The 22459-nt window shown below is 39.8% G+C and carries 21 protein-coding genes; 12 read left to right on the top strand and 9 right to left on the bottom strand.

Annotated features, from left to right (window positions below; genetic code table 11):
• The first annotated feature begins 509 nt into the window (after window positions 1-509).
• The 3 genes from bchL to AACW45_RS25770 all read left to right on the top strand — a co-directional run bounded on the left by bchL (window position 510) and on the right by AACW45_RS25770 (window position 3704).
• Window positions 510-1376, top strand: a complete 867-nt coding sequence (gene bchL, locus AACW45_RS25760; RefSeq protein ID WP_096642900.1) for a ferredoxin:protochlorophyllide reductase (ATP-dependent) iron-sulfur ATP-binding protein — start codon at window positions 510-512, stop codon at window positions 1374-1376.
• Between the two features lie 31 nt (window positions 1377-1407).
• The gene (locus tag AACW45_RS25765; RefSeq protein WP_190635683.1) at window positions 1408-2148 is read left to right on the top strand and encodes a DUF5331 domain-containing protein; all 741 of its coding nucleotides are present in this window, start codon (window positions 1408-1410) and stop codon (window positions 2146-2148) included.
• A gap of 152 nt (window positions 2149-2300) precedes the next feature.
• On the top strand, window positions 2301-3704 hold the full coding sequence (locus AACW45_RS25770) for a ferredoxin:protochlorophyllide reductase (ATP-dependent) subunit N (RefSeq protein WP_190635685.1): 1404 nt from the start codon (window positions 2301-2303) through the stop codon (window positions 3702-3704).
• Window positions 3705-3941: 237 nt separating this feature from the next.
• Here the strand turns inward: AACW45_RS25770 and AACW45_RS25775 are convergent, their stop codons facing one another.
• The gene (locus AACW45_RS25775; protein WP_096642897.1) at window positions 3942-4184 is read right to left on the bottom strand and encodes a hypothetical protein; all 243 of its coding nucleotides are present in this window, start codon (window positions 4182-4184) and stop codon (window positions 3942-3944) included.
• A gap of 581 nt (window positions 4185-4765) precedes the next feature.
• On the opposite strand from AACW45_RS25775, the gene AACW45_RS25780 reads away from it, so the two are divergent.
• Window positions 4766-5755, top strand: a complete 990-nt coding sequence (locus tag AACW45_RS25780) for a cyanophycin synthetase (protein ID WP_190635687.1) — start codon at window positions 4766-4768, stop codon at window positions 5753-5755.
• 500 nt (window positions 5756-6255) lie between these two features.
• Here AACW45_RS25780 and ylqF read toward each other — a convergent pair whose 3' ends face one another.
• Both ylqF and AACW45_RS25790 read right to left on the bottom strand, forming a co-directional pair.
• The gene (ylqF, locus tag AACW45_RS25785) at window positions 6256-7137 is read right to left on the bottom strand and encodes a ribosome biogenesis GTPase YlqF (RefSeq protein WP_190635689.1); all 882 of its coding nucleotides are present in this window, start codon (window positions 7135-7137) and stop codon (window positions 6256-6258) included.
• 56 nt (window positions 7138-7193) lie between these two features.
• The gene (locus AACW45_RS25790) at window positions 7194-7598 is read right to left on the bottom strand and encodes a VOC family protein (protein WP_190635691.1); all 405 of its coding nucleotides are present in this window, start codon (window positions 7596-7598) and stop codon (window positions 7194-7196) included.
• 475 nt (window positions 7599-8073) lie between these two features.
• On the opposite strand from AACW45_RS25790, the gene lepB reads away from it, so the two are divergent.
• A complete protein-coding gene (lepB, locus tag AACW45_RS25795; RefSeq protein ID WP_190635693.1) occupies window positions 8074-8646 on the top strand; it encodes a signal peptidase I in 573 nt (190 codons plus the stop codon).
• 1257 nt (window positions 8647-9903) lie between these two features.
• On the opposite strand, the gene AACW45_RS25800 is transcribed toward lepB, so the two are convergent.
• A complete protein-coding gene (locus AACW45_RS25800; protein ID WP_190635694.1) occupies window positions 9904-10614 on the bottom strand; it encodes a Uma2 family endonuclease in 711 nt (236 codons plus the stop codon).
• A 536-nt stretch (window positions 10615-11150) separates the two neighbouring features.
• Between AACW45_RS25800 and AACW45_RS25805 the strand changes: the two genes are divergently transcribed.
• On the top strand, window positions 11151-11636 hold the full coding sequence (locus AACW45_RS25805) for a hypothetical protein (protein ID WP_190635696.1): 486 nt from the start codon (window positions 11151-11153) through the stop codon (window positions 11634-11636).
• A 212-nt stretch (window positions 11637-11848) separates the two neighbouring features.
• On the opposite strand, the gene AACW45_RS25810 is transcribed toward AACW45_RS25805, so the two are convergent.
• Window positions 11849-12100: a hypothetical protein gene (locus tag AACW45_RS25810; RefSeq protein WP_190635735.1), complete on the bottom strand. Its 252-nt coding sequence runs from the start codon at window positions 12098-12100 to the stop codon at window positions 11849-11851.
• A gap of 459 nt (window positions 12101-12559) precedes the next feature.
• On the opposite strand from AACW45_RS25810, the gene ppsA reads away from it, so the two are divergent.
• The 3 genes from ppsA (at window position 12560) to AACW45_RS25825 (ending at window position 16642) form a co-directional block, all read left to right on the top strand.
• Entirely contained in the window at window positions 12560-15016 is a 2457-nt protein-coding gene (gene ppsA / locus AACW45_RS25815) for a phosphoenolpyruvate synthase (protein ID WP_190635699.1), read from the top strand.
• Between the two features lie 118 nt (window positions 15017-15134).
• On the top strand, window positions 15135-15662 hold the full coding sequence (locus AACW45_RS25820) for a universal stress protein (RefSeq protein ID WP_190635701.1): 528 nt from the start codon (window positions 15135-15137) through the stop codon (window positions 15660-15662).
• Window positions 15663-15913: 251 nt separating this feature from the next.
• Window positions 15914-16642: a hypothetical protein gene (locus AACW45_RS25825; protein WP_096642869.1), complete on the top strand. Its 729-nt coding sequence runs from the start codon at window positions 15914-15916 to the stop codon at window positions 16640-16642.
• A 174-nt stretch (window positions 16643-16816) separates the two neighbouring features.
• Here AACW45_RS25825 and AACW45_RS25830 read toward each other — a convergent pair whose 3' ends face one another.
• Window positions 16817-17212, bottom strand: coding sequence for a COG3650 family protein (locus AACW45_RS25830; protein ID WP_190635703.1), 396 nt, complete (start codon window positions 17210-17212; stop codon window positions 16817-16819).
• A gap of 75 nt (window positions 17213-17287) precedes the next feature.
• Between AACW45_RS25830 and AACW45_RS25835 the strand changes: the two genes are divergently transcribed.
• Both AACW45_RS25835 and AACW45_RS25840 read left to right on the top strand, forming a co-directional pair.
• A complete protein-coding gene (locus AACW45_RS25835; protein WP_190635733.1) occupies window positions 17288-17821 on the top strand; it encodes a J domain-containing protein in 534 nt (177 codons plus the stop codon).
• A gap of 19 nt (window positions 17822-17840) precedes the next feature.
• Window positions 17841-18113: a DUF3143 domain-containing protein gene (locus tag AACW45_RS25840; protein WP_190538570.1), complete on the top strand. Its 273-nt coding sequence runs from the start codon at window positions 17841-17843 to the stop codon at window positions 18111-18113.
• Window positions 18114-18234: 121 nt separating this feature from the next.
• Here the strand turns inward: AACW45_RS25840 and uppS are convergent, their stop codons facing one another.
• From uppS to lysA, 3 genes are all read right to left on the bottom strand, one after another.
• A complete protein-coding gene (gene uppS / locus AACW45_RS25845; protein ID WP_190538571.1) occupies window positions 18235-18984 on the bottom strand; it encodes a polyprenyl diphosphate synthase in 750 nt (249 codons plus the stop codon).
• On the bottom strand, window positions 18981-19904 hold the full coding sequence (gene cdaA, locus AACW45_RS25850; protein WP_190538595.1) for a diadenylate cyclase CdaA: 924 nt from the start codon (window positions 19902-19904) through the stop codon (window positions 18981-18983). Before cdaA ends, uppS begins: the two co-directional genes overlap by 4 nt.
• Window positions 19905-20054: 150 nt before the next feature.
• Window positions 20055-21440, bottom strand: coding sequence for a diaminopimelate decarboxylase (gene lysA / locus AACW45_RS25855; protein WP_190635704.1), 1386 nt, complete (start codon window positions 21438-21440; stop codon window positions 20055-20057).
• Window positions 21441-21532: 92 nt separating this feature from the next.
• Between lysA and rimI the strand changes: the two genes are divergently transcribed.
• Complete coding sequence (rimI, locus tag AACW45_RS25860) at window positions 21533-22084, top strand: ribosomal protein S18-alanine N-acetyltransferase (RefSeq protein WP_190635706.1); 552 nt, start codon at window positions 21533-21535, stop codon at window positions 22082-22084.
• Window positions 22085-22459 lie beyond the last annotated feature (375 nt).

The raw sequence follows: 22459 nt of genomic DNA on the forward strand, positions 1-22459 counted from the left end.
TCTGGGAAAAATATCGTATTTTATAGCCCTAGTCATCATAAATACCTAAATAAGCTCGCTTTAATATTAATTGCATCTTCAGATGCTTCTTAGCGCCAATAGATAATCTTTCTGACTTGTATGTCTACCAGCACAACTGAAACTGGGATCTCTTGATATTGACTTTGAGATAGTCCGATGAGCATCATCCAAACTTATTTAAAGTATTGACAAAAATGAATTTAATATTTTTGTCTATTGTAACTCTTTTTATTTTAAAAATTTACAAAAAAAATAATTTGATGTTTTTAAGACTTTTGGGAATTTTTTAATGTTTTTTAAAGATAAATATGTATCTTTAAACTCTTATAATTCCATTATCGCCATTTTGCATATTTACAGACCCTTTATTTTCCGTTGAATTTGGACAATAATGACAAACACAAGACCTCACGCATCGCCATCTCCGGCTAGGTGAAGGTAAATGTTTCAGCTAAAAGTTTGACAATAAACTATAAGAGGCAAAAGCAGTGAAACTAGCAGTTTATGGAAAAGGTGGAATCGGCAAATCCACAACAAGCTGTAACATCTCAGTCGCCCTAGCAAAACGCGGCAAGAAAGTGTTGCAAATTGGCTGCGATCCTAAACATGACAGTACCTTTACCCTCACAGGCTTTTTAATTCCTACAATTATTGATACCCTACAAGAAAAGGATTACCACTACGAAGACGTTTGGCCAGAAGACGTAATATACAAAGGATATGGTGGCGTTGATTGCGTTGAGGCAGGCGGGCCGCCGGCTGGTGCAGGATGTGGTGGTTACGTAGTTGGCGAGACCGTGAAATTACTGAAAGAACTCAACGCCTTTGATGAGTACGATGTAATTCTGTTTGATGTATTAGGTGACGTTGTTTGCGGTGGTTTTGCAGCACCACTCAACTATGCTGATTACTGCATGATTGTCACAGATAACGGCTTTGATGCTTTATTTGCTGCCAATCGCATTGCTGCATCAGTCAGAGAAAAAGCCAGAACTCACCCATTACGCCTAGCAGGTTTAATTGGTAATCGCACCTCCAAGCGCGATTTGATTGAGAAATATGTAGAAGCAGTGCCAATGCCAGTTTTGGAAGTTCTGCCTTTAATTGAAGATATTCGGGTGTCGCGAGTTAAGGGTAAGACTTTATTTGAAATGGCAGAATCTGACCCATCCTTAAACTACGTTTGCGATTATTATCTCAATATTGCCGACCAAATTTTGGCGCGACCAGAGGGCGTTGTGCCTAACGATGCTCAAGATAGAGAATTGTTCTCTTTGTTATCCGATTTTTATTTAAATCCGAGTAAACCCCAGGTACGTAATCCGGAAGAGGAATTAGACTTGATGATTGTATAAATCATCAAAATCTCAGGATGGGGAAAATCTCATGACTTTCTTTCATAGCTTTACAGAATCGTTAAAGCAAAAATGGTTACTTTTTTTCCAGACAAATCGTGACTGGATTGCTCTCCACATGCAGGTGGAATCAGTATATACCCCTGATGGAGGGAAACGACCGCCTTCTTACCTCATCCTGGGAGTTGTTAACGTGCTAGAGCCAAAATTAGCGCAGTTAATGCTACCTTTTTCTAAACTGAATCCTGACGCTGATACCCTAATTGAAGTACTGGATTTACATTTTGACCCAGACATGGCTCTTGGTAACAGCTTTATTCCTAAAGCAGAGCCAGAGAATTACCATAATGATGTAGTGTCCATCATTGATGAAAATCTCCCAGAAGAAACATCAATGAATGCTCATTTTAATAGCTTTGCTGATGCAGCGATCGCACAAGAATTTACCATTGTTGATTCAACTTCAACCAAAAATGCACTGAACGGACAAAACCCAAAAAATGAGTTCCAAAATACATCTAGTGCAGATTTAGAAGATTTTGGGGAAATTTCTTTCGATACAACCGTTGCATCAGAAATCAAGTTAGATGCCGAAGTACTCGAAGAGTTGAACTCAACAGAAGATAACGCTTTTAGCGATGTTTTATCTGATGTCTGGGGTGATGAAACATCACTAAATAAGGGTGATGATAACAACGAATTTTTAGGGGAAGAACTGCCAGCTGGCGTTTTTGATGACTCCGAAATTGCCCGTCTCTTCCCCAACGCTTAAATTATTAGCGTTCCTGTTGAATTTAGGGATTGCTGGCTGGTGCTATGTGCCATATCACTGGAATTTGGGGGAAGAATAATTCTTTCCCCACATACCTACCCTATGTTCACCTGCCTTGTTCGCTTTAAAATTCAAGGGGAGAAACAACCAAAATGACTATCGCTCAACAACCAGAAGCTTTAAACTTTGAGTGTGAAACTGGAAATTACCACACTTTCTGCCCAATTAGCTGCGTAGCATGGTTATACCAAAAAATTGAAGATAGTTTCTTTTTGGTGATTGGAACTAAAACTTGTGGGTACTTCCTACAAAACGCGATGGGGGTAATGATTTTTGCCGAACCCCGTTATGCAATGGCAGAGTTGGAAGAGGGAGACATTTCGGCACAGCTGAACGATTATGAAGAATTAAAGCGATTGTGCTTGCAAATAAAACGCGATCGCAATCCTAGTGTAATTGTCTGGATTGGCACTTGCACCACAGAAATTATCAAAATGGACTTGGAAGGTTTAGCACCCAAGTTAGAAGGTGAAATTGGTATTCCCATTGTTGTAGCGCGTGCCAATGGGCTAGATTATGCCTTTACCCAAGGCGAAGATACTGTCTTAGCTGCAATGGCTAATCGCTGTCCCGATAAAGCCCCTGTAGCCGAAACAGACAAAAACGAACGCAACGCTATTTCTAAACTGCTTAACTTTGGTAAAAAGAAAGAAGAAGTAGTTCAAGAAGAAGCTGAGTATGTCAATCATCCACCCTTGGTACTGTTCGGTTCCCTTCCCGATCCCGTGGTAACTCAGTTAACCCTAGAATTAAAAAAACAAGGTATTAAAGTTTCTGGCTGGTTACCCGCAAAACGCTTCACTGAATTACCAGTTCTAGAAGAAGGCTATTACGTTTCTGGAGTTAACCCCTTCCTTAGCCGAACTGCGACAACTTTAATGCGCCGTCGTAAATGTAAACTAATTGGCGCACCCTTCCCTATCGGCCCTGATGGTACTCGCGCTTGGGTAGAAAAAATTTGCTCTGTGTTTGGTATTACCCCTAAAGGCTTAGATGAACGAGAAGCGCAAATCTGGGCTGGTTTAGAAGAATACGTCAAACTAATTCGCGGCAAATCGGTATTCTTCATGGGTGATAACTTATTAGAAATTTCTTTAGCACGCTTCTTGGTGCGCTGTGGGATGACAGTTCCCGAAATCGGCATTCCTTACATGGATAAGCGCTATCAAGCTGCTGAGTTAGCCCTATTAGAACAAACCTGTCATGAAATGGGCGCACCTCTGCCTAAGATTGTTGAAAAGCCAGATAATTACAATCAAGTTCAACGAATTTATGATTTGAAGCCAGATTTAGTCATTACTGGGATGGCTCATGCTAACCCACTGGAAGCTAGGGGAATTAACACTAAATGGTCTGTAGAGTTCACTTTTGCCCAAATTCATGGCTTTGGCAATGCCCGTGACATTCTCGAATTAGTAACTCGTCCCCTCCGTCGCAATAACAGCTTAAAAGATTTAGGTTGGGATAAGTTGGTGAAAGAAGAAGCAAAAATTTAGGATTTCCAATGAATTAAGCAACACCATAACATTATTGGAGAAGAGGCGAACATTAAGTTCGCCTTTTTCATTGCCAAATGCTAGTGAAAAATCCTTGAGGATGTTTCTTACCGAGTTCAATGATTTTAGATTTTAGTTGCAATAATTATTTGAGCCAAAATCCAAAATATTAAAAATAACATTCAGTCAGATAAATCCTTACTTAAGGTAAAACATAATCGCTAAAATCTGATATTTTTAGCTGCTAGCAACTGCTTCATCGCGTTGATAATCAACAATAATCTCGAAGGTAGTATTTGACATTACCTGGCGTAAGTGCCGCAGATACCCGTCTGCATCAGAACGAGTGCGGAATCTAGCCACAATCACTGGTTTTGCATCAGGACTAATACGAGTGATTGCCCAAGCATTTAAGCGGTTTCTGTAAGCTTTTGCTTGATTGTCTGCTGCGGAAGCATCGTAATCGGTATTTTGTAGCATCGTCTAGATATCCCTACGAGTTAAAGCCAAGGGCGTTAGTAATTCTCTTGGTGGGGATGTTTCACTAACGCCTTTTAAATCTTGATGCAACCTTATTAATACATTATTTTTAGGTTGTCAACACTTAGTGTTAAATGTTTGGGAAAAACTGAATAGTTTCATGTTTACTACTTGCTAAACTACTGGTAGCAAATAAAGGGTAAGACCCCTCATCAGATTGTCAAAAAAATGTCTGTGCTTGACTTGGCATTTTTAGGGGTAATCATTGTCAGATAACTACTACAATGGGTGTGACCCCCTAGTAGTCAGAGGTATCATTCATGCTTAATTAAGCAGGAATCAATCAAGATTTTGAGTCAATTACTGAATAAATTTGAGACTAAGACCAGGATTGACAATTTAGTACATAACACTTGAAGATATATGTGTCCGTTTTTCATGCCTTATTAATAAAACTACAAATAAACCTCAACGTATCAGAGTACGTTTAGCGAGGATGACCTCTCTGGAATTATTTGTCATGAGCAAAGGTTATCTAAATTTGTAGATTACCTGCAGTTTCAATTTAATAATTTATAAAAATGAAACCACCATTTGTTGTCTCAATACTGCAAAAAGTTGTTGAACAGATAGGAGCGGTATTATTAATCGATCCTGAATGTAAATTTGCTGGTCACATTACTTTTAAAAACGGCAAAACTACTGTCTTTCGGTCAACACAATTCAACATTAATGGTTTTGGTGCGGCTGAAATTGCTAAAGATAAAGGTTGTTCTAGCTTCTTTCTCAGGCATTTGGGGTATAGAGTTCCTGAAGGTAAAACATTTTTTAATAAGGAATTGTGTCAAAGAATTAATACTTTAAGAAATATTGATGAAGGCTTTGAATATGCTAAATATTTAGGATTTCCTGTAATTGTCAAGCCGCTTAATTTGAGTCAAGGTACTTTGGTAACTAAGGTTTATAATAAACGCGAATATTATCAAGTAGCTAAGAAAATTTTTCAAGTTACATCAGGTTTGATTGTTGAAAGATTTCATGGGGGTAATGATTACAGAGTTGTAGTGCTAGATGATGAAGTATTTATTACCTATCAAAGAATACCTTTATTTATAATTGGTGATGGACAAGCTACTATTAGTGAACTTTTGCAAAAAAAACAGTTTGAATTAAATCAAAGTGGGAGAAGATTGATTGATTTAGAAGATTTTAGAATCCAAAAAAAGTTAACTAGACAAAAGCTCGGTTTTGATACTGTAATGCCAAAAAATAATATTGTTTATCTTTTAGATAATGCAAATTTATCAAGTGGCGGTGAAGCAGTTGATTTAACTGAAAAAATTCATCCAGATTTTCAAGAATTGGCTATTAATATTACTAAGGATATGAGTTTACGTTTAGCGGGTGTAGATATTATTACTAGTGATATTACTCAGCCAATGGAAGATTATACTTTAATTGAGGTGAATGGTTCTCCTGGTTTGCTTAATTATGCTTCGTTTGGTGAGTTACAGATTCAGAGAGTAGAAAATTTATATCTCAAGGTGTTGCAAACTATGGAGAATGAGTAATTGCTGATTTTGAGTTATATTAATTTACAAAAAATGAATGGGAACAGGGAACAGGGAAATAAGCTAACCACTAGGGGCGATAGTTTCAGTATTTAAGTCTTGATTAATAAGAGATTTTTATAAAGTTTCTGTAATAAATCTAATTCTTCCCGATTCTACAAAATTGTGATGGATATAGAGATGGTAGATGCACCTTAATTTTAAGTTGAGTCCTCAGCTTTATGTTGGGGACTTTTTTTATTTGTGAGGTGTACAAAGATTTGCTTTTTTTAACGCAAAGGTACGCTAAGGTTAACGCAAAGGTACGCAGAGGTTTTTCGGTTTTATGTCTTTGAGAAGAATTAGGTGAAATTTCATAGAAAGTTGGTATAAGTCTCAATGTTTGCGAAAAATAGACAGCAAAATATATCAGCAACCGTAAGGGATGAGTAGATAGGTTAATTACTAGAAAGGTACTAGAAATTACTAATTTTTACTGAGTTAAGTCGCAGTATTGCGAATTAGTTTGGCGGAATTTCTAAGGGGATTTCGCCGAGTAAACCTTTACGATAATCTGTTAATAATTGTCTGGCGGCTCTTTCTACATCTCCTTTGTAACGATGTTCGGCTAAAAGGTGCAAATATACATCGCCTATATGGGGTGAAGAATCAAGTTCATAGCGAGATTCTAAGGGTTTTTTTGGTAATAATTCTGTAGCGACATCTTGCAGGTAATTCAACACGTTAACGAGTTCTGCGGCTACGAGTTGATTATCATAAGATGCTTCGCCAATATCATCACAAATGGCTAATTTTAATGCGGCTTCTTGGTCTTCTAATTTTAGGGGAATGACACCAGGCGCATCTAATAATTCTAATTGATCGGAAATACGTACCCAGCGTAATTGACGAGTTACACCCGGACGCGCTGCGCTTTCTACTACCCGTTTTCCTAATAGGCGGTTAATTAAGGCTGATTTCCCTACATTGGGAAAACCAATGACTACCGCACGTACTGGACGGGGTAACATTCCGCGATCGCGTCTTCTTTGATTTAATTCTACACCAGCTGCTTGTGCTGCTTTTAACACAGCCGACACACCTTGACCATGTTGAGCATTGGTAGAATAGACTACTTCTCCCTGGCGTTTAAAGTAGTCTACCCATAGCGATCGCACTTGGGGTGAAATCATATCTAGGCGATTCAATATTAACAATCGCGTTTTACTCCCCACCCATTCATCAATTTGCGGATGGTGTGTCGCTAAGGGAATCCGCGCATCTCTGACTTCTAGCACCACATCTACCCGCTTTAGCTGTTCTTTGAGATTCTTTTCCGCTTTGGCAATGTGGCCGGGATACCATTGGATAACGTTTAATTTATAGTTTTGTGTTAGTGACATTATGTTATTTGTCCTTGGTCAATAGTCAATGGTCAATGGTCAATGGTCAATAGTCATTAGTCATTAGTCGTTTGTTCGGAATAACTTTGTTTAGTGGCTTGATGTAAAATTAAACGATTGCCATCAGGATCGTAAGCATAGATTTCTCTACCGTGGGATGCGATCGCAATTTTTCCCGGTGGAGCATAACCTAAAGATGTGAGATGAGCGATCGCTGTTTCTAAGTTACTCACCTCTAAACACAAACTTATCTTACTTTTGGTTGCACTTTCAAATTCTGCCTCATTTGTGCTTTTGGGTTTAAAAATACCTAGCCGCAATCCAGATAACTGAAACTCAGCATACACTTTAGGTATCACAGATATAGGATTTTGCCCTAAAAGCTTTGTATAGAAGCTCACTACAGCATCCAAGTTAACAGTTGCTATCGTGACAATTGCATCACTATATTGAAAAGTCATATTTTTATTTTATTGATAAAAATGCCGCAAGCAAAAAAAATAATAAATAATAAATAACAAATGACCATTGACCATTGACCATTGACCATTGACCATTGACCATTGACCATTGACCATTGACCATTGACCAAAGAAAAAACCGACTGGCTGTATCGCGCCACCAGTCGGCAACTAGTTTACTTTTCTGAATCAGACAATTAAACGCAGAATGTTATAAAACCTTGCCTTATAATTGCAACAGTTAGGTAACAGTATTTTAATTACCTTTTTACTATACCTAATAATTGCCTTGTATCGAGATATACAGGCTATAGGTTAATATCAGCGCTTTTGCCTATAATTGGTAGATGCGATAGCCCTATATATTAATAATTGTCGGGGTTATTGCTTAAAACCCAGCTTGATTACAAGTATACCTTGAGCATCAAAATAATCAAGGTATTTGTTCCACTTTTTTAACTGGCTGAAAAATTCTATGACTACTCACGAAAGTGATGTGAAAGATACTGCGGCGGCGTCAAAAATATGGCGTAGTTGGCAAGAAAATTTGATTTTGATGGCGATCGCGTTGGTGTTAGCATTTGCGATTCGCACGTTTATTGCCGAACCGCGCTATATCCCTTCTGATTCTATGTTACCCACATTACATACAGGCGATCGCTTGGTGGTAGAAAAAATCTCTTACCGTTTTCACCCTCCCCAAACTGGAGATATTGTTGTTTTTCAGCCACCAGAAGAACTACAACGGCGCGGATATCCTCAAGATCAAGCTTTTATCAAGCGTGTCATTGGTCAACCAGGAGAAACAGTCAGCGTTGCCCGTGGTAAGGTTTACTTAGATGGTAAAGCTTTGGCAGAAGATTACATTGCGGAACCAGCAAATAGTCCTTATTCACCCCACACAGTTCCCGAAGGCGAGTTTTTTGTCATGGGAGATAATCGCAATGATAGTAATGACTCTCGCTACTGGGGTTTTTTACCGCAAAAATATATCATTGGTAGAGCGACATTTCGCTTTTGGCCAATTAACCGAATTGGCTTTATTTAAGTAAAAGCGCGATCGCTATCTCTGCGATAACCTACTAGGATTTTCGCAAACAATATTGAATGGTTACTCAGTCAGTACTTTAATGCTCTGTTGTGCAATCAAGTACTGACGGATAATCCTAGTTTATAGCTGTTGACTGTTGACTGTTGACTATTGACTATTGACTGTTGACTGTTGACTAGTTTTTGCCGCACATCAATATTTAGATGACTTTGGCTATTAGCAAGGAACTTGATTTTCTTGCGGGGAAAAGGCTAAAGTCAATTTTTTTGCGCAAAATGTGCCAGCTTTCTCATTTACACATATTTAGGACTCATTTTTAAATTTTTAGTAAACAAAAAAGGCGATCGCTTTCTCATTTATCAAAATCAAGTACTCATTTTCCTATTTTCAGTAAGCAAAAAGTCATTTCACCTTCTCGTTAAGGCTTAACGAGTTCTCATTATTGTGTTTTCCGCAAATAAAATACCATTCCACCTACTTAAAAAGCCTTATCGCTTACTCGTTTCGGTAAATCGCGCACTCATTTTAGTGTTTTCCGCAGGTAAAATACTATTTCATCTACTTATTTAGGTAAATCACGCACTCATTTTAGTGTTTTCCGCAGATAAAAAAGTATATTGCTTGCTCAAAAATGGCTATGTTTGACAATCAGCTGCTGTGTAGCTAGGCTTGATTGTTTTTGGCGATCGCATTTGTTTTGATAACAAATTGTGTAAATGAAAAACACTAAAACATCATAGATTTCGCTTCGGGGTATGGCATTGCTCATACGTGTCAACTTAACGTGAAAGTCTTGCCAATACGTGATGAGTGAATTGTCTCACTTACCATCAAGATCCGCGTCACCCCACCCCGGCTTTGCTGACGCAAAACCTCCCCTCCCCGTTTACGGGGAGGGGAAAAAGGGGAGGGGTAAAAAGCTGGTGGGGTAGGCGTTTGAACTTAAGTTGACACGTATGGGCATTGCTATACCCCTACCATGTGTCCCATTCTTTTTTTTAAATTGGTATTAGGCGATAGTAATCCTAAATTAATCACAAATACTTATCTTCCTTGTGCCGTTTGTTCACATATTAAATAGGATTGCGATATCAAACTCAAGTTAGGGACTTCCAGAAAATAAATTATCCAATTTCCGAAAGAAGATATTTTTATTTTTCCCCCTGCTCCCGTTCGGCTGACGCTCACGGCGGAAGCCTGCTCCCTGCCCCTCTGCCTACACAGTGATAGTATATTTTTTTAGTTGGAAGTCCCTTACTCTGGTAGCTCCCCAAATCTTTCTTTATATCGAGCTAGCATCGCTTCCATTTCTGCAAGCTGCTGTTGTGCTTGTTGGCGCTGTTGCTGTTCCTGCTGTGCTACTTCTTCCGGTGTGGGTACAAGTTGTCCATCAGCAGTGAAAAAGCGCAATTTCGATTGATGAACGCCTAAATATAGCTCTAATTGCTGACTCCACAGCAAACCTGCTTCATTTGCTTGCAGTGGTTGATAACGACCATCTAATAAATGAAATCCCTTAAATTCTAAACTGTCTGGGTCAAACCAAAAATAATCAGGAGTCCGCCAAATATCTTGATAAATTTCCTTTTTCAAGCCTCTATCGGTGCTTGCGGTTTTATCAGACAGAATTTCGACAATGACATTTGGGTATTTACCATCTTCTTCCCAGACTACCCAACTTTTGCGCGTTTTGCGATCGCTATTTAAAACTACAAAAAAATCAGGGCCTCTAAACTGCTCAGATTTACGCTGACGGGGACTGTAATATACTGTCATATTACCGCAAGCGTAGAAATCTTGACGCTCTTTCCAGCACCATTCTAAACACTGAATCAACAGCAATATTTGCCGCAAGTGCAATTCTGTTTCCAAAGGCGGTTCATCACTGTATAAGTCACCAGGAGGAAATATAACATCTTCTGGTGCATCTTCTGATATCAGTGCTAAATCTTGAGCAGAAGACATAATGATTTCTGATATGCAACTATTTGAATAAAATATAGCGTTTCCCGACCTTTTAGGGGCTAGGGGCTAGTAGTCTGTCAATTTTGTTTTGAGGAATTTTTGGTAGTGCGGGCAGCGTTCGACTGAGCGCTCACGCCGAAGTCTTGCCCGCGTGAGCGAGACGCTCACACTACTGTCCCTCATTTCAACCCTGACAGACTACTAGGGACTAGGGGATTTACAAAAAATAAATTACCCATATTTCCGTAGTGCGAGTATCTTGCTCGCTGTTGTTCTAAAGCGAGCGAGACGTTTGTCCTTCCCTGCGGGAGGCTGCGCCAACGGACACGCTACGCGAACGAGACGCTACGCGAACGGCATAGCTTCGCTTAACGCGTAGCGTCTCCCCTTGGGAGAAGAGAAGGCTTTACGCACTACAAATTGATTGGGTATTTAAAATCGCAATTTTTCATCGAGACTGCCTTTTATTTGCATAGCTACTAGGTCATTCGCTAGGCTATTGATTAATATTCTAGTGACTCTCAGGCTTACTATGTATGGATTTTGAAGGTAAAACTACTGCTACCACTGCTACAGATAACATGGAATTGCCATCTACTGATGCTCGCAAGCCTTTGGAACTGCTGCGAGATACAGAAGCTTTACTACGCCGTCCCACAGTAGCAAAACTCCTGCCAATTTTACCACCAAAGTTAAGTAACAAATTAGAAACAGCCTCATCTTTAGCTGACGAATCTTTAAAAGAGTTAGCAGAAATTAACCTAGAGGAAATCGGTGATTTTGATTTACGTCCTGCGAGGATGCGTGTAGGTTTAAGCTTTGTCGGTTTTGGTGCGTTGATGTTAGTTATATTATTACTGCATTTGAAAACCTTAAATTTTCAAGTAAATTCAATTGAACAAATGCAGAAGTTTTGGTATCAATATGTGTGGTTTGTTTGCTTAGGTGTCGCAGGACTATTTATATTAGGTAGAGAAACCATGCGTCCTATTCGCAAAATCCGCAAATTTCCCAAACGCTAATATTCTCGGCAATATGGTCAATGGTCAATGGTCATTTGTCATTTGTCAATGGTTAAGAATTATCAATTTTTACTTATCAACTATTGACTTCAGAATATTGATTATAAGTAAGTCGATAAAAATAGCCTAAACTATTGTTAAAAACCGTCAATACTCCGAAAATTCTTACCAATGACAAATGACCATTGACAAATGACTAATGACTTTATTTATTAAGCGGGGATATCTTGGATACCTATCCACCCGCTATGTCGGATACGTGTATTCGTAGCCAACTCAGCATGATTATTTCTGCGGTGTGCTAAAACTTTGGGTAAATCCTCTGCTACATCTGCCAATAATGGATTGGATTTGATTTCCCCTAATACTGGCATTTCTTGCCAACAACGGCGGCAAAACCAGTATAGCTCTGAACCGCGTACATGTTGTAATAGTAAATCTGAACAACAAGGACAGTAACTCATATTTTTGAAATCCTTTTTATAAAATCGATTGAAAAATTTAGATCGGGAAATAAATGGTGGGAATAAAAAAACACTCTTTATGAATTCACGATAATTTTCAATTGTGAGGAACTTGTGAGGAAAGTTATTTTTTTTACTTATTATTCATATTTATATACATTGCTTAACACATTACTCAAGTGTGTGAACAATAGCTAAATAGACTACAACAAAACAGCAGAGTCTGCTTGTAGTCAAGTCTTTCATCTCCTGGATGAGAGGAAATGCGATCGCCTATTTCCTCACAAGATCCTCAAATTATCCGCGTATAAACATAAGTGTGGGGTTGAGGAGCAGAACAATTTGCTACATCCCTTTACTACCAATTGCGGATATAAGATTTTAAATCAAAAATCCTGAGCATTAATACTAGTTTTATCCAATTGGTACTAAGTATCTCTATTCAAGGAATTTTTAATCATGCTAGAAATACTGCACAATCAAAACGCCGAACGCCATCTATCCAGAGACGAAGCTTTAGTATTATCTTTGGGTGAAGTTGGGATTGCAGATATTCCTTTAGTAGGTGGTAAAAACGCTTCTTTGGGAGAAATGATTCAGCAATTGCGGCGCAAAGGCGTGAAAGTTCCCACAGGATTTGCGACTACTGCTTACGCTTATAGATACTTTATTTCGGCGGCGGGAATAGAAACAAAACTTAGAGAAATTTTTGCGGATTTAAATGTAGAAGATGTAGATAATTTGCGCCGTTGTGGGAAACAAGCGAGATTGTTGATGCTGCAAACTCCGTTTCCGTTAGCATTACAAGAAGCGATCGCGCGCGCTTATCAAAGTCTGTGTCAGCAATATGAACCGGATACCGATGTCGCCGTTCGTTCCAGCGCCACAGCAGAAGATTTACCCGACGCCAGTTTTGCGGGACAACAAGAAACATATTTAAACGTCCACGGATTAGAAGCTGTCTTACAAGCTTGTCACAAATGCTTTGCTTCTATCTTTACCGATCGCGCTATTTCCTATCGCCAAATTAAAGGCTTTGACCACTTTAATATTGCCCTATCAGTTGGCGTGCAAAAAATGGTGCGTTCTGACTTGGCTTGTTCTGGCGTCATGTTCTCCATCGACACAGAAACCGGTTTTAAAGACGCAGCTTTAATTACAGCTGCTTACGGTTTGGGTGAAAACGTCGTTCAAGGCGCAGTTAACCCAGATGAATATTTAGTATTTAAACCCACATTAAAACAGGGATATCATCCAATTCTCAAAAAACGCCTGGGTAGTAAAGAAATTAAAATGATTTATGACCTTGGCGGCTCAAAATTGACCAAAAACGTTTCCGTCGCCCCTTCAGAACGTAACGTTTATGCGCTCAATGATGAGGAAATTTTACAACTAGCTCACTGGGCTTGCATTATTGAAGAACATTATTCCCAAGTTCGTGGTGTTTACACGCCAATGGATATTGAATGGGCAAAAGATGGTATTAGTAATGAGCTGTATATTGTCCAAGCACGCCCAGAAACAGTCCAGTCGCAAAAGACAGAAAATGTCCTGCGTAGTTATCACCTAGTCTTAGGAGAAAAACCCCTACCAACTCCCTTAGTTACTGGTCGCAGTGTCGGTGAGATGATTGGTAATGGTAAAGTCCGAGTCATTTTAGACGTACATCAAATTAACCAATTCCAAGCGGGAGATATCCTAGTCACCAACCGCACCGATCCTGACTGGGAACCAATTATGAAACGCGCGAGTGCGATCGTCACTAACTCTGGTGGACGCACCTGTCACGCGGCGATTATAGCCAGAGAATTGGGAATTCCCGCGATCGTTGGTTGTGGTAATGCCACTACATTATTAAAAACTGGACAAGAAATCACCGTTAGTTGTGCAGAAGGCGAAACAGGTAAAGTTTACCCCGGTTTATTAGCCTACGAAGTTCAAGAATTACCATTAGAAAAATTGCCCCATACTCACACCCAAATTATGATGAATGTGGGCAATCCCGAAGAAGCATTTAGCTTTGCGGCTATTCCAAATGATGGCGTAGGATTAGCCAGGATGGAATTTATTATTGCCAACCAAATCAAAGTTCATCCCTTAGCATTACTACACTTTGATAAATTAACAGACGAACTGGCTAAATACAAAATTGCGGAATTAACTGCTGAATATGAAAATAAATCCCAGTTCTTTATTGATAAATTAGCTGAAGGTATTGGTACGATAGCCGCAGCCTTTTATCCCAAACCTGTAATAGTCCGTTTATCAGATTTCAAGAGTAACGAATACGCCAATCTTTTAGGTGGTAAACAATTTGAACCCACAGAAGAAAACCCGATGATTGGCTGGCGTGGTGCTTCTCGTTATTATGACGATCGCTATCGTGAAGGCTTCGCTTTAGAATGTCAGGCGATGAAGCAAGTACGAGATGAAAAAGGCTTAACCAATGTCATTTTAATGATACCTTTCTGTCGGACACCAGAAGAAGGTCAACGTGTCTTAGCAGAGATGGCAAAAAACGGTTTAGTCAGGGGAGAAAACGGTTTACAAGTGTATGTAATGTGCGAATTACCGAGTAACGTTCTCCTAGCAGATGAATTTAGTCAAGTATTTGATGGTTTTTCTATTGGTTCCAATGATTTAACACAATTAACTCTCGGACTAGATAGAGATTCTGAATTAGTAGCTCATTTATTTGACGAAAGAAATGAGGCTGTGAAGCGAACAATCGCTAAAGCAATCAGCACAGTCAAACAGCACGGAAAGAAAATTGGTATTTGCGGTCAAGCACCCAGCGATTACCCAGAATTCGCTAAGTTTCTCGTAGAACAGGGAATTGATTCTATTAGTCTCAACCCCGATTCCGTACTCAAAACCCTGTTAGAAATAGCGATAGCCGAAACCAATAAGCAATGAAATTAGAAGAGGGGACAATCAATTTCCAATTATTCCTTGTCCCCTCTTCCCCCTAACAAATGAAAATTGTACAGACGCGATTCATCGCGTCTCTGACAAATTGCCAAGGACAAAAAATATGTTTCACAAAATTTTAATTGCTGTAAATAACTCAGAAGTTACTCAACAAATATTTGACCAAGCTTTAGCTTTAGCAAAAGCAACTAATGCTGAACTAATCATCATGTATGTGCTTTCGCCATTTGATGAGCGCTACCCAACGCCTCCTGGTATCGCTACAGATGGTATTTATCCACCCTTTAGCAGTGATGATATTAACTATTATTTAGGACAGTGGGAATCTTTAAAACAAGAAGGAATAGAACTATTAACATTATTAACCAATCAAGCGATCGCTCACGGTGTAAACGCCGAATATACACAAGAATTTGGCGATCCTGGTCGGATGATTTGTGAAGTTGCGCGGAAAGCGCAAGCCGATTTGATTATTATCGGTCGTCGGGGATTGACTGGAATTAAAGAGTTTTTCTTAGGTAGTGTCAGTAATTATGTATTACACCATGCCCATTGCTCCGTGTTAACAGTGCAAGGTGCGCTTGATGATTCTACCTCAACGCCTCAAGCAGTAGCAGTAAAATCAGCTTGATTTTATGTAATGCCTATATTAATGGTCAAAAGTCAAAAGATTCTAAATTTTTGACTTTTGACCATACTTTTTGTTGAACTGCAATCTGACTCAGCTTAAGTACAAAGCGCTACATGAGATTTTAACTATTTGTTAATCTAGAATAGGAAAAATATCCTATATTAATTTGGTTTTATTAATTGAAATCATATAAGAATTAAGTTATTATACCAGCCTATGGTGTAATTACAGTCACAAATAATTAAAACTATATGACTCAGAATTTAGAAATTCAAGAATTTGTTATAGCGATCGCAGTTAAACAGCAAAATCCCACAGTACTAACAGCCGATTTTCTCAAATATAGCGGTATCGTCCCTAATGAATGGGAATTGGCGCGTCCACCAATCTTAACTAATGCTGCGGCTCAAGTTGTCTATCAAAATGGTGTGAGCGTAGTTGCAGAAGTCAACCGAGTAGTTTTCTCAGAATTAATCGGGACTAAAGAAGCTCAAGAATTAGCTATTCCTGCGATCGCGCGCAAGTATATTGAAACCTTAACTCAAGTCAGCTATCAAGCAATTAGCTTGAATTTCCGGGGTTACGTTATGTTTGAGCAAAACAATAATACACCGCGTAACTACATTTTTGGCAACTTGCTCAAACAAGGGCCTTGGCAAAATTTTGGTACAGCACCTGTACAAGCTGGGTTAAGATTTATTTACACTCTCCAAGAAACCCAACTATTTTTAGACATTAATGAAGTTGGATTACAATTACCCGATCAATCTTTACTACCAGCAATTTTATTTTCTGCTAATTTTAGCCATCAAATAGCGCAAGAAGATGCGAATAAGCGTCTAGCTGACCTAATTCAGGTAATTGGCAATTGGGAAAGCGATTTAGAAACTTATAAACAAGTAATTAATAGCAAGTTTTTAACCGCACCCAGCTATCAAGTCAACGTAGCACCCGACGAACCACTGATTTTTCCTCGGTAACTAATTTGATTGCATAGCACAAAACATCTATTCTTCTCTGCGCCTCTGCGTTCTCTGCGGTGAAAAAAGATTTGATTTAACCACAGAGACACAGAGAAGCCAGTGCGTTGCGCGGGTTTCCCGCGTTGTAGCAACTGGCGTGACACAGAGAAAAGAGGTTCTGAGAATTTATGACTATTTTTTCTCAGCACAGCCATCTAAAACTCGATTACCCAGGATAGCTGTTGCTGAGTAAGCATAGTTTTCATCTGACATCCCGTCGCTACAATTAGCTTGCTTAATAATTAATAAATTATTGCCTCTACCCGACAATCGATATACCCGCACCAAGTCAGCAGGACGAGCATCAGCTTTTAAAGGTGTAACATAGGGAAAGGTTTGTTTTGGCTTATCTGGTGAAGAATAGACAATTCCGCGTTTACTGACAGTCATACTCCAAAATGGCTCTGTGCCCCTAGCAATAAATTCCTCGCTATTAGCAGATTGTGCAACTACAAGATTATTGCTATTCATCGACAACAAAGTTATCCCTAATCCAAGAATTGCAATAGATGAGATAAAGATTTTCATAGAAGTTGAGGTTTACAATATTATAAAAAACTCGATCGCAAGGTGACTCAATCAGCCGTGAATCATCATGGGGTAATGGCACAACGCAGTGAACCGACTTATTACACCCTGCTAGGACTGCATCCCTCAGCATCAGTAATTGACATCCGTCGTGCTTACCGAGAACTGAGTAAACGTTATCATCCTGATACTACCGATTTACCTGCTACTCTCGCCACTGCTAAATTTCAGCAACTCAACGAAGCCTATGCTACCTTGAGCAACCCAGAACGCAGGTTAAGTTACGACCTGAAAATTGGCTATTCTCGCTTTGGCGTGATTCAAGCACCTGCTGATTTGAATCATCCGGTCACAAATCCTTATGACTGGTCAAAATCAGCTTACCTTGATGCCAGCGATCGCCCTCTCTCATCCGGAGAAATTTTTGCTTTGTTTATTTTATTGTTGACTTTTTTAGGCTGTTTGATACTCGCGATCGCAATTGGTTTAACGCGGGGTGAAGCTGCTTTTCAGACACAAATTACACCACTCAATCCCATTACTCAACAGCAAATTCAGCAAAATTCCCCATCAGCTAGCCTTTGGGAAATGCAAAATTATTATTATTAAGTTGGAATTTTAACTAATTATGGCTTTTCTTCCCCCTGATGCTCCCCTGTATAACCATACCCTGCCGCAAATTGAGCAGTGGCTCAAAGACCAAGGCTGTAAACAAGATGAAACCGAATTACATTGTTGGCATCTAAAACGCCCTAATTGGCAAGCCGACCTTTCTCTTGATGTCGAGCAACTAACAGTGCGCTACATCGAAGCCGGAGAAAATCGCCAAGATATCCAACGCGCCTTTAAATATTCCCTCAGCCGCGAAGATATTGAACAGGCGGTTTTTTCAGGCCCGTAAATTGGGCATTGGGCATTGAAACAATTTTGGATTTTGGATTTTAAATTTTAGATTGGAATCCAAAATCGCAAATCTAAAATCTAAAATTCATTGTCCTCCCTATCTCCCTCATCCCCAATCCCTATACACCCCCATACCGCCGTTCCCGTTGCTGGTAAGCAGACAAGGCGCGGGAGAATTCAACACGGTCAAAATCAGGCCATAAAGTATCAGTAATATACATTTCTCCATAAGCCATTTGCCAGAGGAGAAAATTAGATAGGCGCATTTCGCCGCTAGTGCGGATTAATAAATCGGGATCGGCTATTCCAGCTGTATATAAATGACGTTCAAATACGGCTTCATCAATTTCATCAGGTTGCAGTAGACCTTGCTGGACTTTTTGCGCGATCGCGCGACAAGCTTGTAAAATTTCTTGTCTGCCGCCATAATTTGTGGCGACTGTAAAGCGAATGCTGCGATTATCCTTAGTTTCTGCCATTGAACGGGAAATTTCTTCCTGGAGCGATCGCGGTAGCGCATTCAAATTACCCACAAATTGAATTTGCACATTTTCCTCTACCATTTCCCGCAATTCTTGGCGCAACACTCTTTGGAATAAAGTCATCAAAAAATCAACTTCTTCCTGGGGTCTTTTCCAGTTTTCTGTGGAAAAAGCATAAGCTGTTAACGCCTGAATTCCCCAATCTTTGCAACAACGCAGTAAATCCTTCAGCGCGTCTACTCCCCGTTTATGACCCATAATTCGGGGTAGACCTTGACGTTTAGCCCATCGACCATTGCCATCCATAATCACCGCAACGTGCTTGGGCAAAAGTTCTCGTTTTAAGCCAGGGGGCAAATCTTGTAATTGAGTTTGTTGTGCTGTCATTTTTTATCTCGAGACGCGGTCGATGGTAATCCGAATAACCGTGAAACTAGTGCTAATCCCTTAGTACTAATCTGACGACCCAAGCTTAACAAACCAGGCGCTACTGCTTCCCGATCCACCGCTGGGGATAATAGAGCTTCTAGTGTCTCTTTTAGTTTCCTAATCGTCAGTGGTCTATTTAGAATTCCCCGCTCCGCTAAGGAAATAGAACCAGTTTCTTCTGATACAACGACACAGATGCAATTTTCGACACGCTCAGTAATTCCCATCGCTGCCCGATGGCGTGTACCCAACTGGCGCGAGGCTGTGCGTCCCGAAAGTGGTAAAATTATACCCGATGCGACAATCCGTGAGCCACGTATCAAAGTTGCCCCATCATGCAACAAAGTTTTTGGTTGAAATATTGTTTGGATTAATTCTTTAGTCACCTCAGCATTTAGCCTTACTCCTGGGACAGAAAAATCTCGCTCGTCAATGGGGCCTTTTGTTTCTAAAATTAATAAAGCGCCAATCCGATTTTTTGACAGTTCCTTGACAGCATCAACAATTTCATCAATGACACTATCGGATTTCGGTACTGCCAGACTGGATGGTTGAAATAACTGGCGAAATTCGCCACGACCTAATTGTTCTAAAAATCGCCGGAATTCTGACTGTAGCGCCACCGCCATTGCTACCGCACAGCCAATTACTAATTTTTCTAGAACGAAATTTAATAATGGTAGCCCCAACTTATTACTGAGCGCTGAAGCTAACATCAAAATAATAAATCCCCGTACCATCCATAATGTACGGCGCTCACTAATAATAACCAAGATCATATATGTCAGCGCCAATACGAAGAAAATATCCAGAGTCCCAAGCAGCAAGGACTGCGACCATCCCAGGTTTGTCAGCCATTGCTTCCACCAATCTCTCATGACATCTGGATTACTATTTTGCCTCGAAATACAGCGATCTAATAGTCCAGAGTCAATAGTCAATAGTCAAGAGTTGATATCGATCAACTCTGGACTTTGAACTTTAGACCTTGGACTTTGGACTTTGGACTTTGGATTTTAGATTTTAGACTATTTTTTCAGTCTTTCTGGTAGGCAATCTTGTCTGATCAAGTCTTGATATGTTTCGCGCTGCAAAAACAAATTTGCTTCGCCGTTAGCAACTACAACTGCTGCTGGTCTGGACAAGCGATTGTAGTTAGATGCCATACTGTAATTGTAAGCACCTGTTCCCATAACTACGAGAATATCCCCTGGTTCCGTTTTTGGTAGTTGGGCATTTTTAATTAAAATATCCCCGGATTCACAATGCTTACCAGCAATTGTGACAGTTTCTGTTAAGGGAGCAGACATTTTATTAGCTACTACAGCTCGGTATTGCGACTGATAGGTAATTGGTCGGGGATTATCCGACATACCGCCATCAACAGCCACGTAGGTACGAATTTCGGGAACAACTTTAACTGAACCAATAGTGTAAGCCGTGACGCAAGCTGTGGCAACTAGCGATCGCCCTGGTTCACATAATAACTTAGGTAAAGGTAGATTCGCTTGAGTGCAGGCTGTTTGCACTACTTCACAAATCGCTTTCACCCATTCATCAATGCTAGGAGGATCGTCAGATTCTACGTACCGAATGCCTAAACCACCGCCGACATTTAACTCTGTCACATTTAAACCATACTTAGCCGCATCTTGCAACCACTGCACCATGACAGCAGCTAAATCTTGATGGGGTTGACGCTCAAAAATTTGCGAACCAATATGAGCGTGTAAGCCTACGCAGTTCAACGCCGCAGTATGCTGACTGACAAAGGTAAAAACCTCATCTAAATCGTTGGGATCGAAACCAAATTTACTGTCAAGGTGCCCTGTACGAATATATTCGTGAGTATGACACTCGATACCTGGTGTCAATCGCAACATAATGCGGATTGGCCCAGAGTCAGCTAATTCCACCAAAGTCTTTAACTCATACCAGTTATCCACCACAATAGTGGCACCAGATTCAATAGCTAAAGTTAACTCAGAGCGAGATTTATTATTACCGTGGAGATAGATTTTTTCCGGGTTCATCCCTGCTGTCAGGGCGGTGTATAATTCTCCCCCAGATACAACATCAATGCCTAAGCCTTCAGACGCAACAATGGCGCAAATTGCTAGACAATTCCAAGCTTTAGAAGCATAAAGTACCTGAGATTCCCCTTGATAATATTGCTTGAAACCATCCCGGTATTGCTGACAAGCCAAACGTAGGGTTTCTTCATCTAAAATATATAAAGGCGAACCAAACTGCTGCACCAGGGTTGTGATATCACACCCACCAATTTCCAAGCAGCCATGACTATTTACTCTAGCCGTCAAGGGAAGGAGTTCTTGATTGGGCGAAGTGTTACGCCTTAAAGGTAAATATTGACTACCAGCATGTTGAACCCCAATAGGGTGAGTCGATACCATAACTATAAGAGTTGTCCTTGTTCAAATTATGGGCGTGAGTGAGTCTCCCGATTCCCAGTTTACAAAGGGTTTGTAATCTTATTCAATTAAATGTGATCTTATTAGACTTAAAACTTCAATCACTGACATCAGAGGATCTGAGTGCAGTGCTAGAACTAGATAAAGCCTGTTTTGGCGGACTTTGGACTTTAGAGGGCTACCAACGAGAAATGGATAGTCCTAACAGCGATTTGCTGGGTTTATTTTCCCCAGTCTCCAGCTTGAAGTTGCTGGGGATGGGTTGTTTTTGGTCAATTTTAGAAGAAGCCCACATTACAATTTTGGCAGTACATCCCCAATATCACTATCAAGGTTTGGGACAAGCTTTACTTTATTCCCTGCTCAAGACAGCTAGCGATCGCGGTTTGGAGCGAGCCACCCTTGAAGTTAGGGCTTCCAATTTAGCGGCTATATCTTTATATCAAAAATTTGGCTTCAAAACAGCTGGCAGAAGGCGGCGTTACTATCAAGATAATGGCGAAGACGCTTTAATTCTGTGGCGTGGCGATCTCCAACAGCCCGAATTTCAACCCGCTTTACAGGGATGGGAAATCATGGTGAGCGATCGCCTAGCTAAATCCGCTTGGCAATTGGGATTTACTTAATTGGGCATGGGGCATTGAAACAATTTTGGATTTTGGATTTTAGATTTTAGATTAGAATCCAAAATCTAAAATCCAAAATCTAAAATTCCTTGTCCCCTACTTCCCTTCAAGCCAGCTTTATCAAAAAAACACATTTTCTTTAAAGAATTTTCATGAGTATTATTTATTTTTTTAAGATTTTAAATTTAAAAAACAAATAAAATATTCATAATTCTTGACTTTGCTAGCCATATATGTTAAGAATAAATGTTTGGAAGTGGTTTAAAAACAGACTTCCGGTGTTTTTTTGTGGGAAATTATCGCTAAAAACGCTGGTTATCTTGTTCTCCTCAGTACAACAGCCACACAAAAGTAGTAAATATTCGGGAATTACAC

This window comes from Calothrix sp. FACHB-168, assembly GCF_963889195.1.
Lineage (GTDB): Bacteria > Cyanobacteriota > Cyanobacteriia > Cyanobacteriales > Nostocaceae > Aulosira > Aulosira anomala_A.

Coding starts and splice junctions, on each gene's coding strand:
- AACW45_RS25830 (WP_190635703.1), bottom strand. CDS start 17,212: ATGAAAATCTTTATCTCATCTATTGCAATTCTTGGATTAGGGATAACT.
- AACW45_RS25790 (WP_190635691.1), bottom strand. CDS start 7,598: ATGACTTTTCAATATAGTGATGCAATTGTCACGATAGCAACTGTTAAC.
- lysA (WP_190635704.1), bottom strand. CDS start 21,440: ATGGTATCGACTCACCCTATTGGGGTTCAACATGCTGGTAGTCAATAT.
- AACW45_RS25765 (WP_190635683.1), top strand. CDS start 1,408: ATGACTTTCTTTCATAGCTTTACAGAATCGTTAAAGCAAAAATGGTTA.
- ylqF (WP_190635689.1), bottom strand. CDS start 7,137: ATGTCACTAACACAAAACTATAAATTAAACGTTATCCAATGGTATCCC.
- AACW45_RS25840 (WP_190538570.1), top strand. CDS start 17,841: ATGGCTTTTCTTCCCCCTGATGCTCCCCTGTATAACCATACCCTGCCG.
- AACW45_RS25835 (WP_190635733.1), top strand. CDS start 17,288: ATGGCACAACGCAGTGAACCGACTTATTACACCCTGCTAGGACTGCAT.
- ppsA (WP_190635699.1), top strand. CDS start 12,560: ATGCTAGAAATACTGCACAATCAAAACGCCGAACGCCATCTATCCAGA.
- AACW45_RS25775 (WP_096642897.1), bottom strand. CDS start 4,184: ATGCTACAAAATACCGATTACGATGCTTCCGCAGCAGACAATCAAGCA.
- cdaA (WP_190538595.1), bottom strand. CDS start 19,904: ATGAGAGATTGGTGGAAGCAATGGCTGACAAACCTGGGATGGTCGCAG.
- AACW45_RS25810 (WP_190635735.1), bottom strand. CDS start 12,100: ATGAGTTACTGTCCTTGTTGTTCAGATTTACTATTACAACATGTACGC.
- uppS (WP_190538571.1), bottom strand. CDS start 18,984: ATGACAGCACAACAAACTCAATTACAAGATTTGCCCCCTGGCTTAAAA.
- AACW45_RS25825 (WP_096642869.1), top strand. CDS start 15,914: ATGACTCAGAATTTAGAAATTCAAGAATTTGTTATAGCGATCGCAGTT.
- AACW45_RS25800 (WP_190635694.1), bottom strand. CDS start 10,614: ATGTCTTCTGCTCAAGATTTAGCACTGATATCAGAAGATGCACCAGAA.
- AACW45_RS25780 (WP_190635687.1), top strand. CDS start 4,766: ATGAAACCACCATTTGTTGTCTCAATACTGCAAAAAGTTGTTGAACAG.
- AACW45_RS25805 (WP_190635696.1), top strand. CDS start 11,151: ATGGATTTTGAAGGTAAAACTACTGCTACCACTGCTACAGATAACATG.
- AACW45_RS25820 (WP_190635701.1), top strand. CDS start 15,135: ATGTTTCACAAAATTTTAATTGCTGTAAATAACTCAGAAGTTACTCAA.
- lepB (WP_190635693.1), top strand. CDS start 8,074: ATGACTACTCACGAAAGTGATGTGAAAGATACTGCGGCGGCGTCAAAA.
- AACW45_RS25770 (WP_190635685.1), top strand. CDS start 2,301: ATGACTATCGCTCAACAACCAGAAGCTTTAAACTTTGAGTGTGAAACT.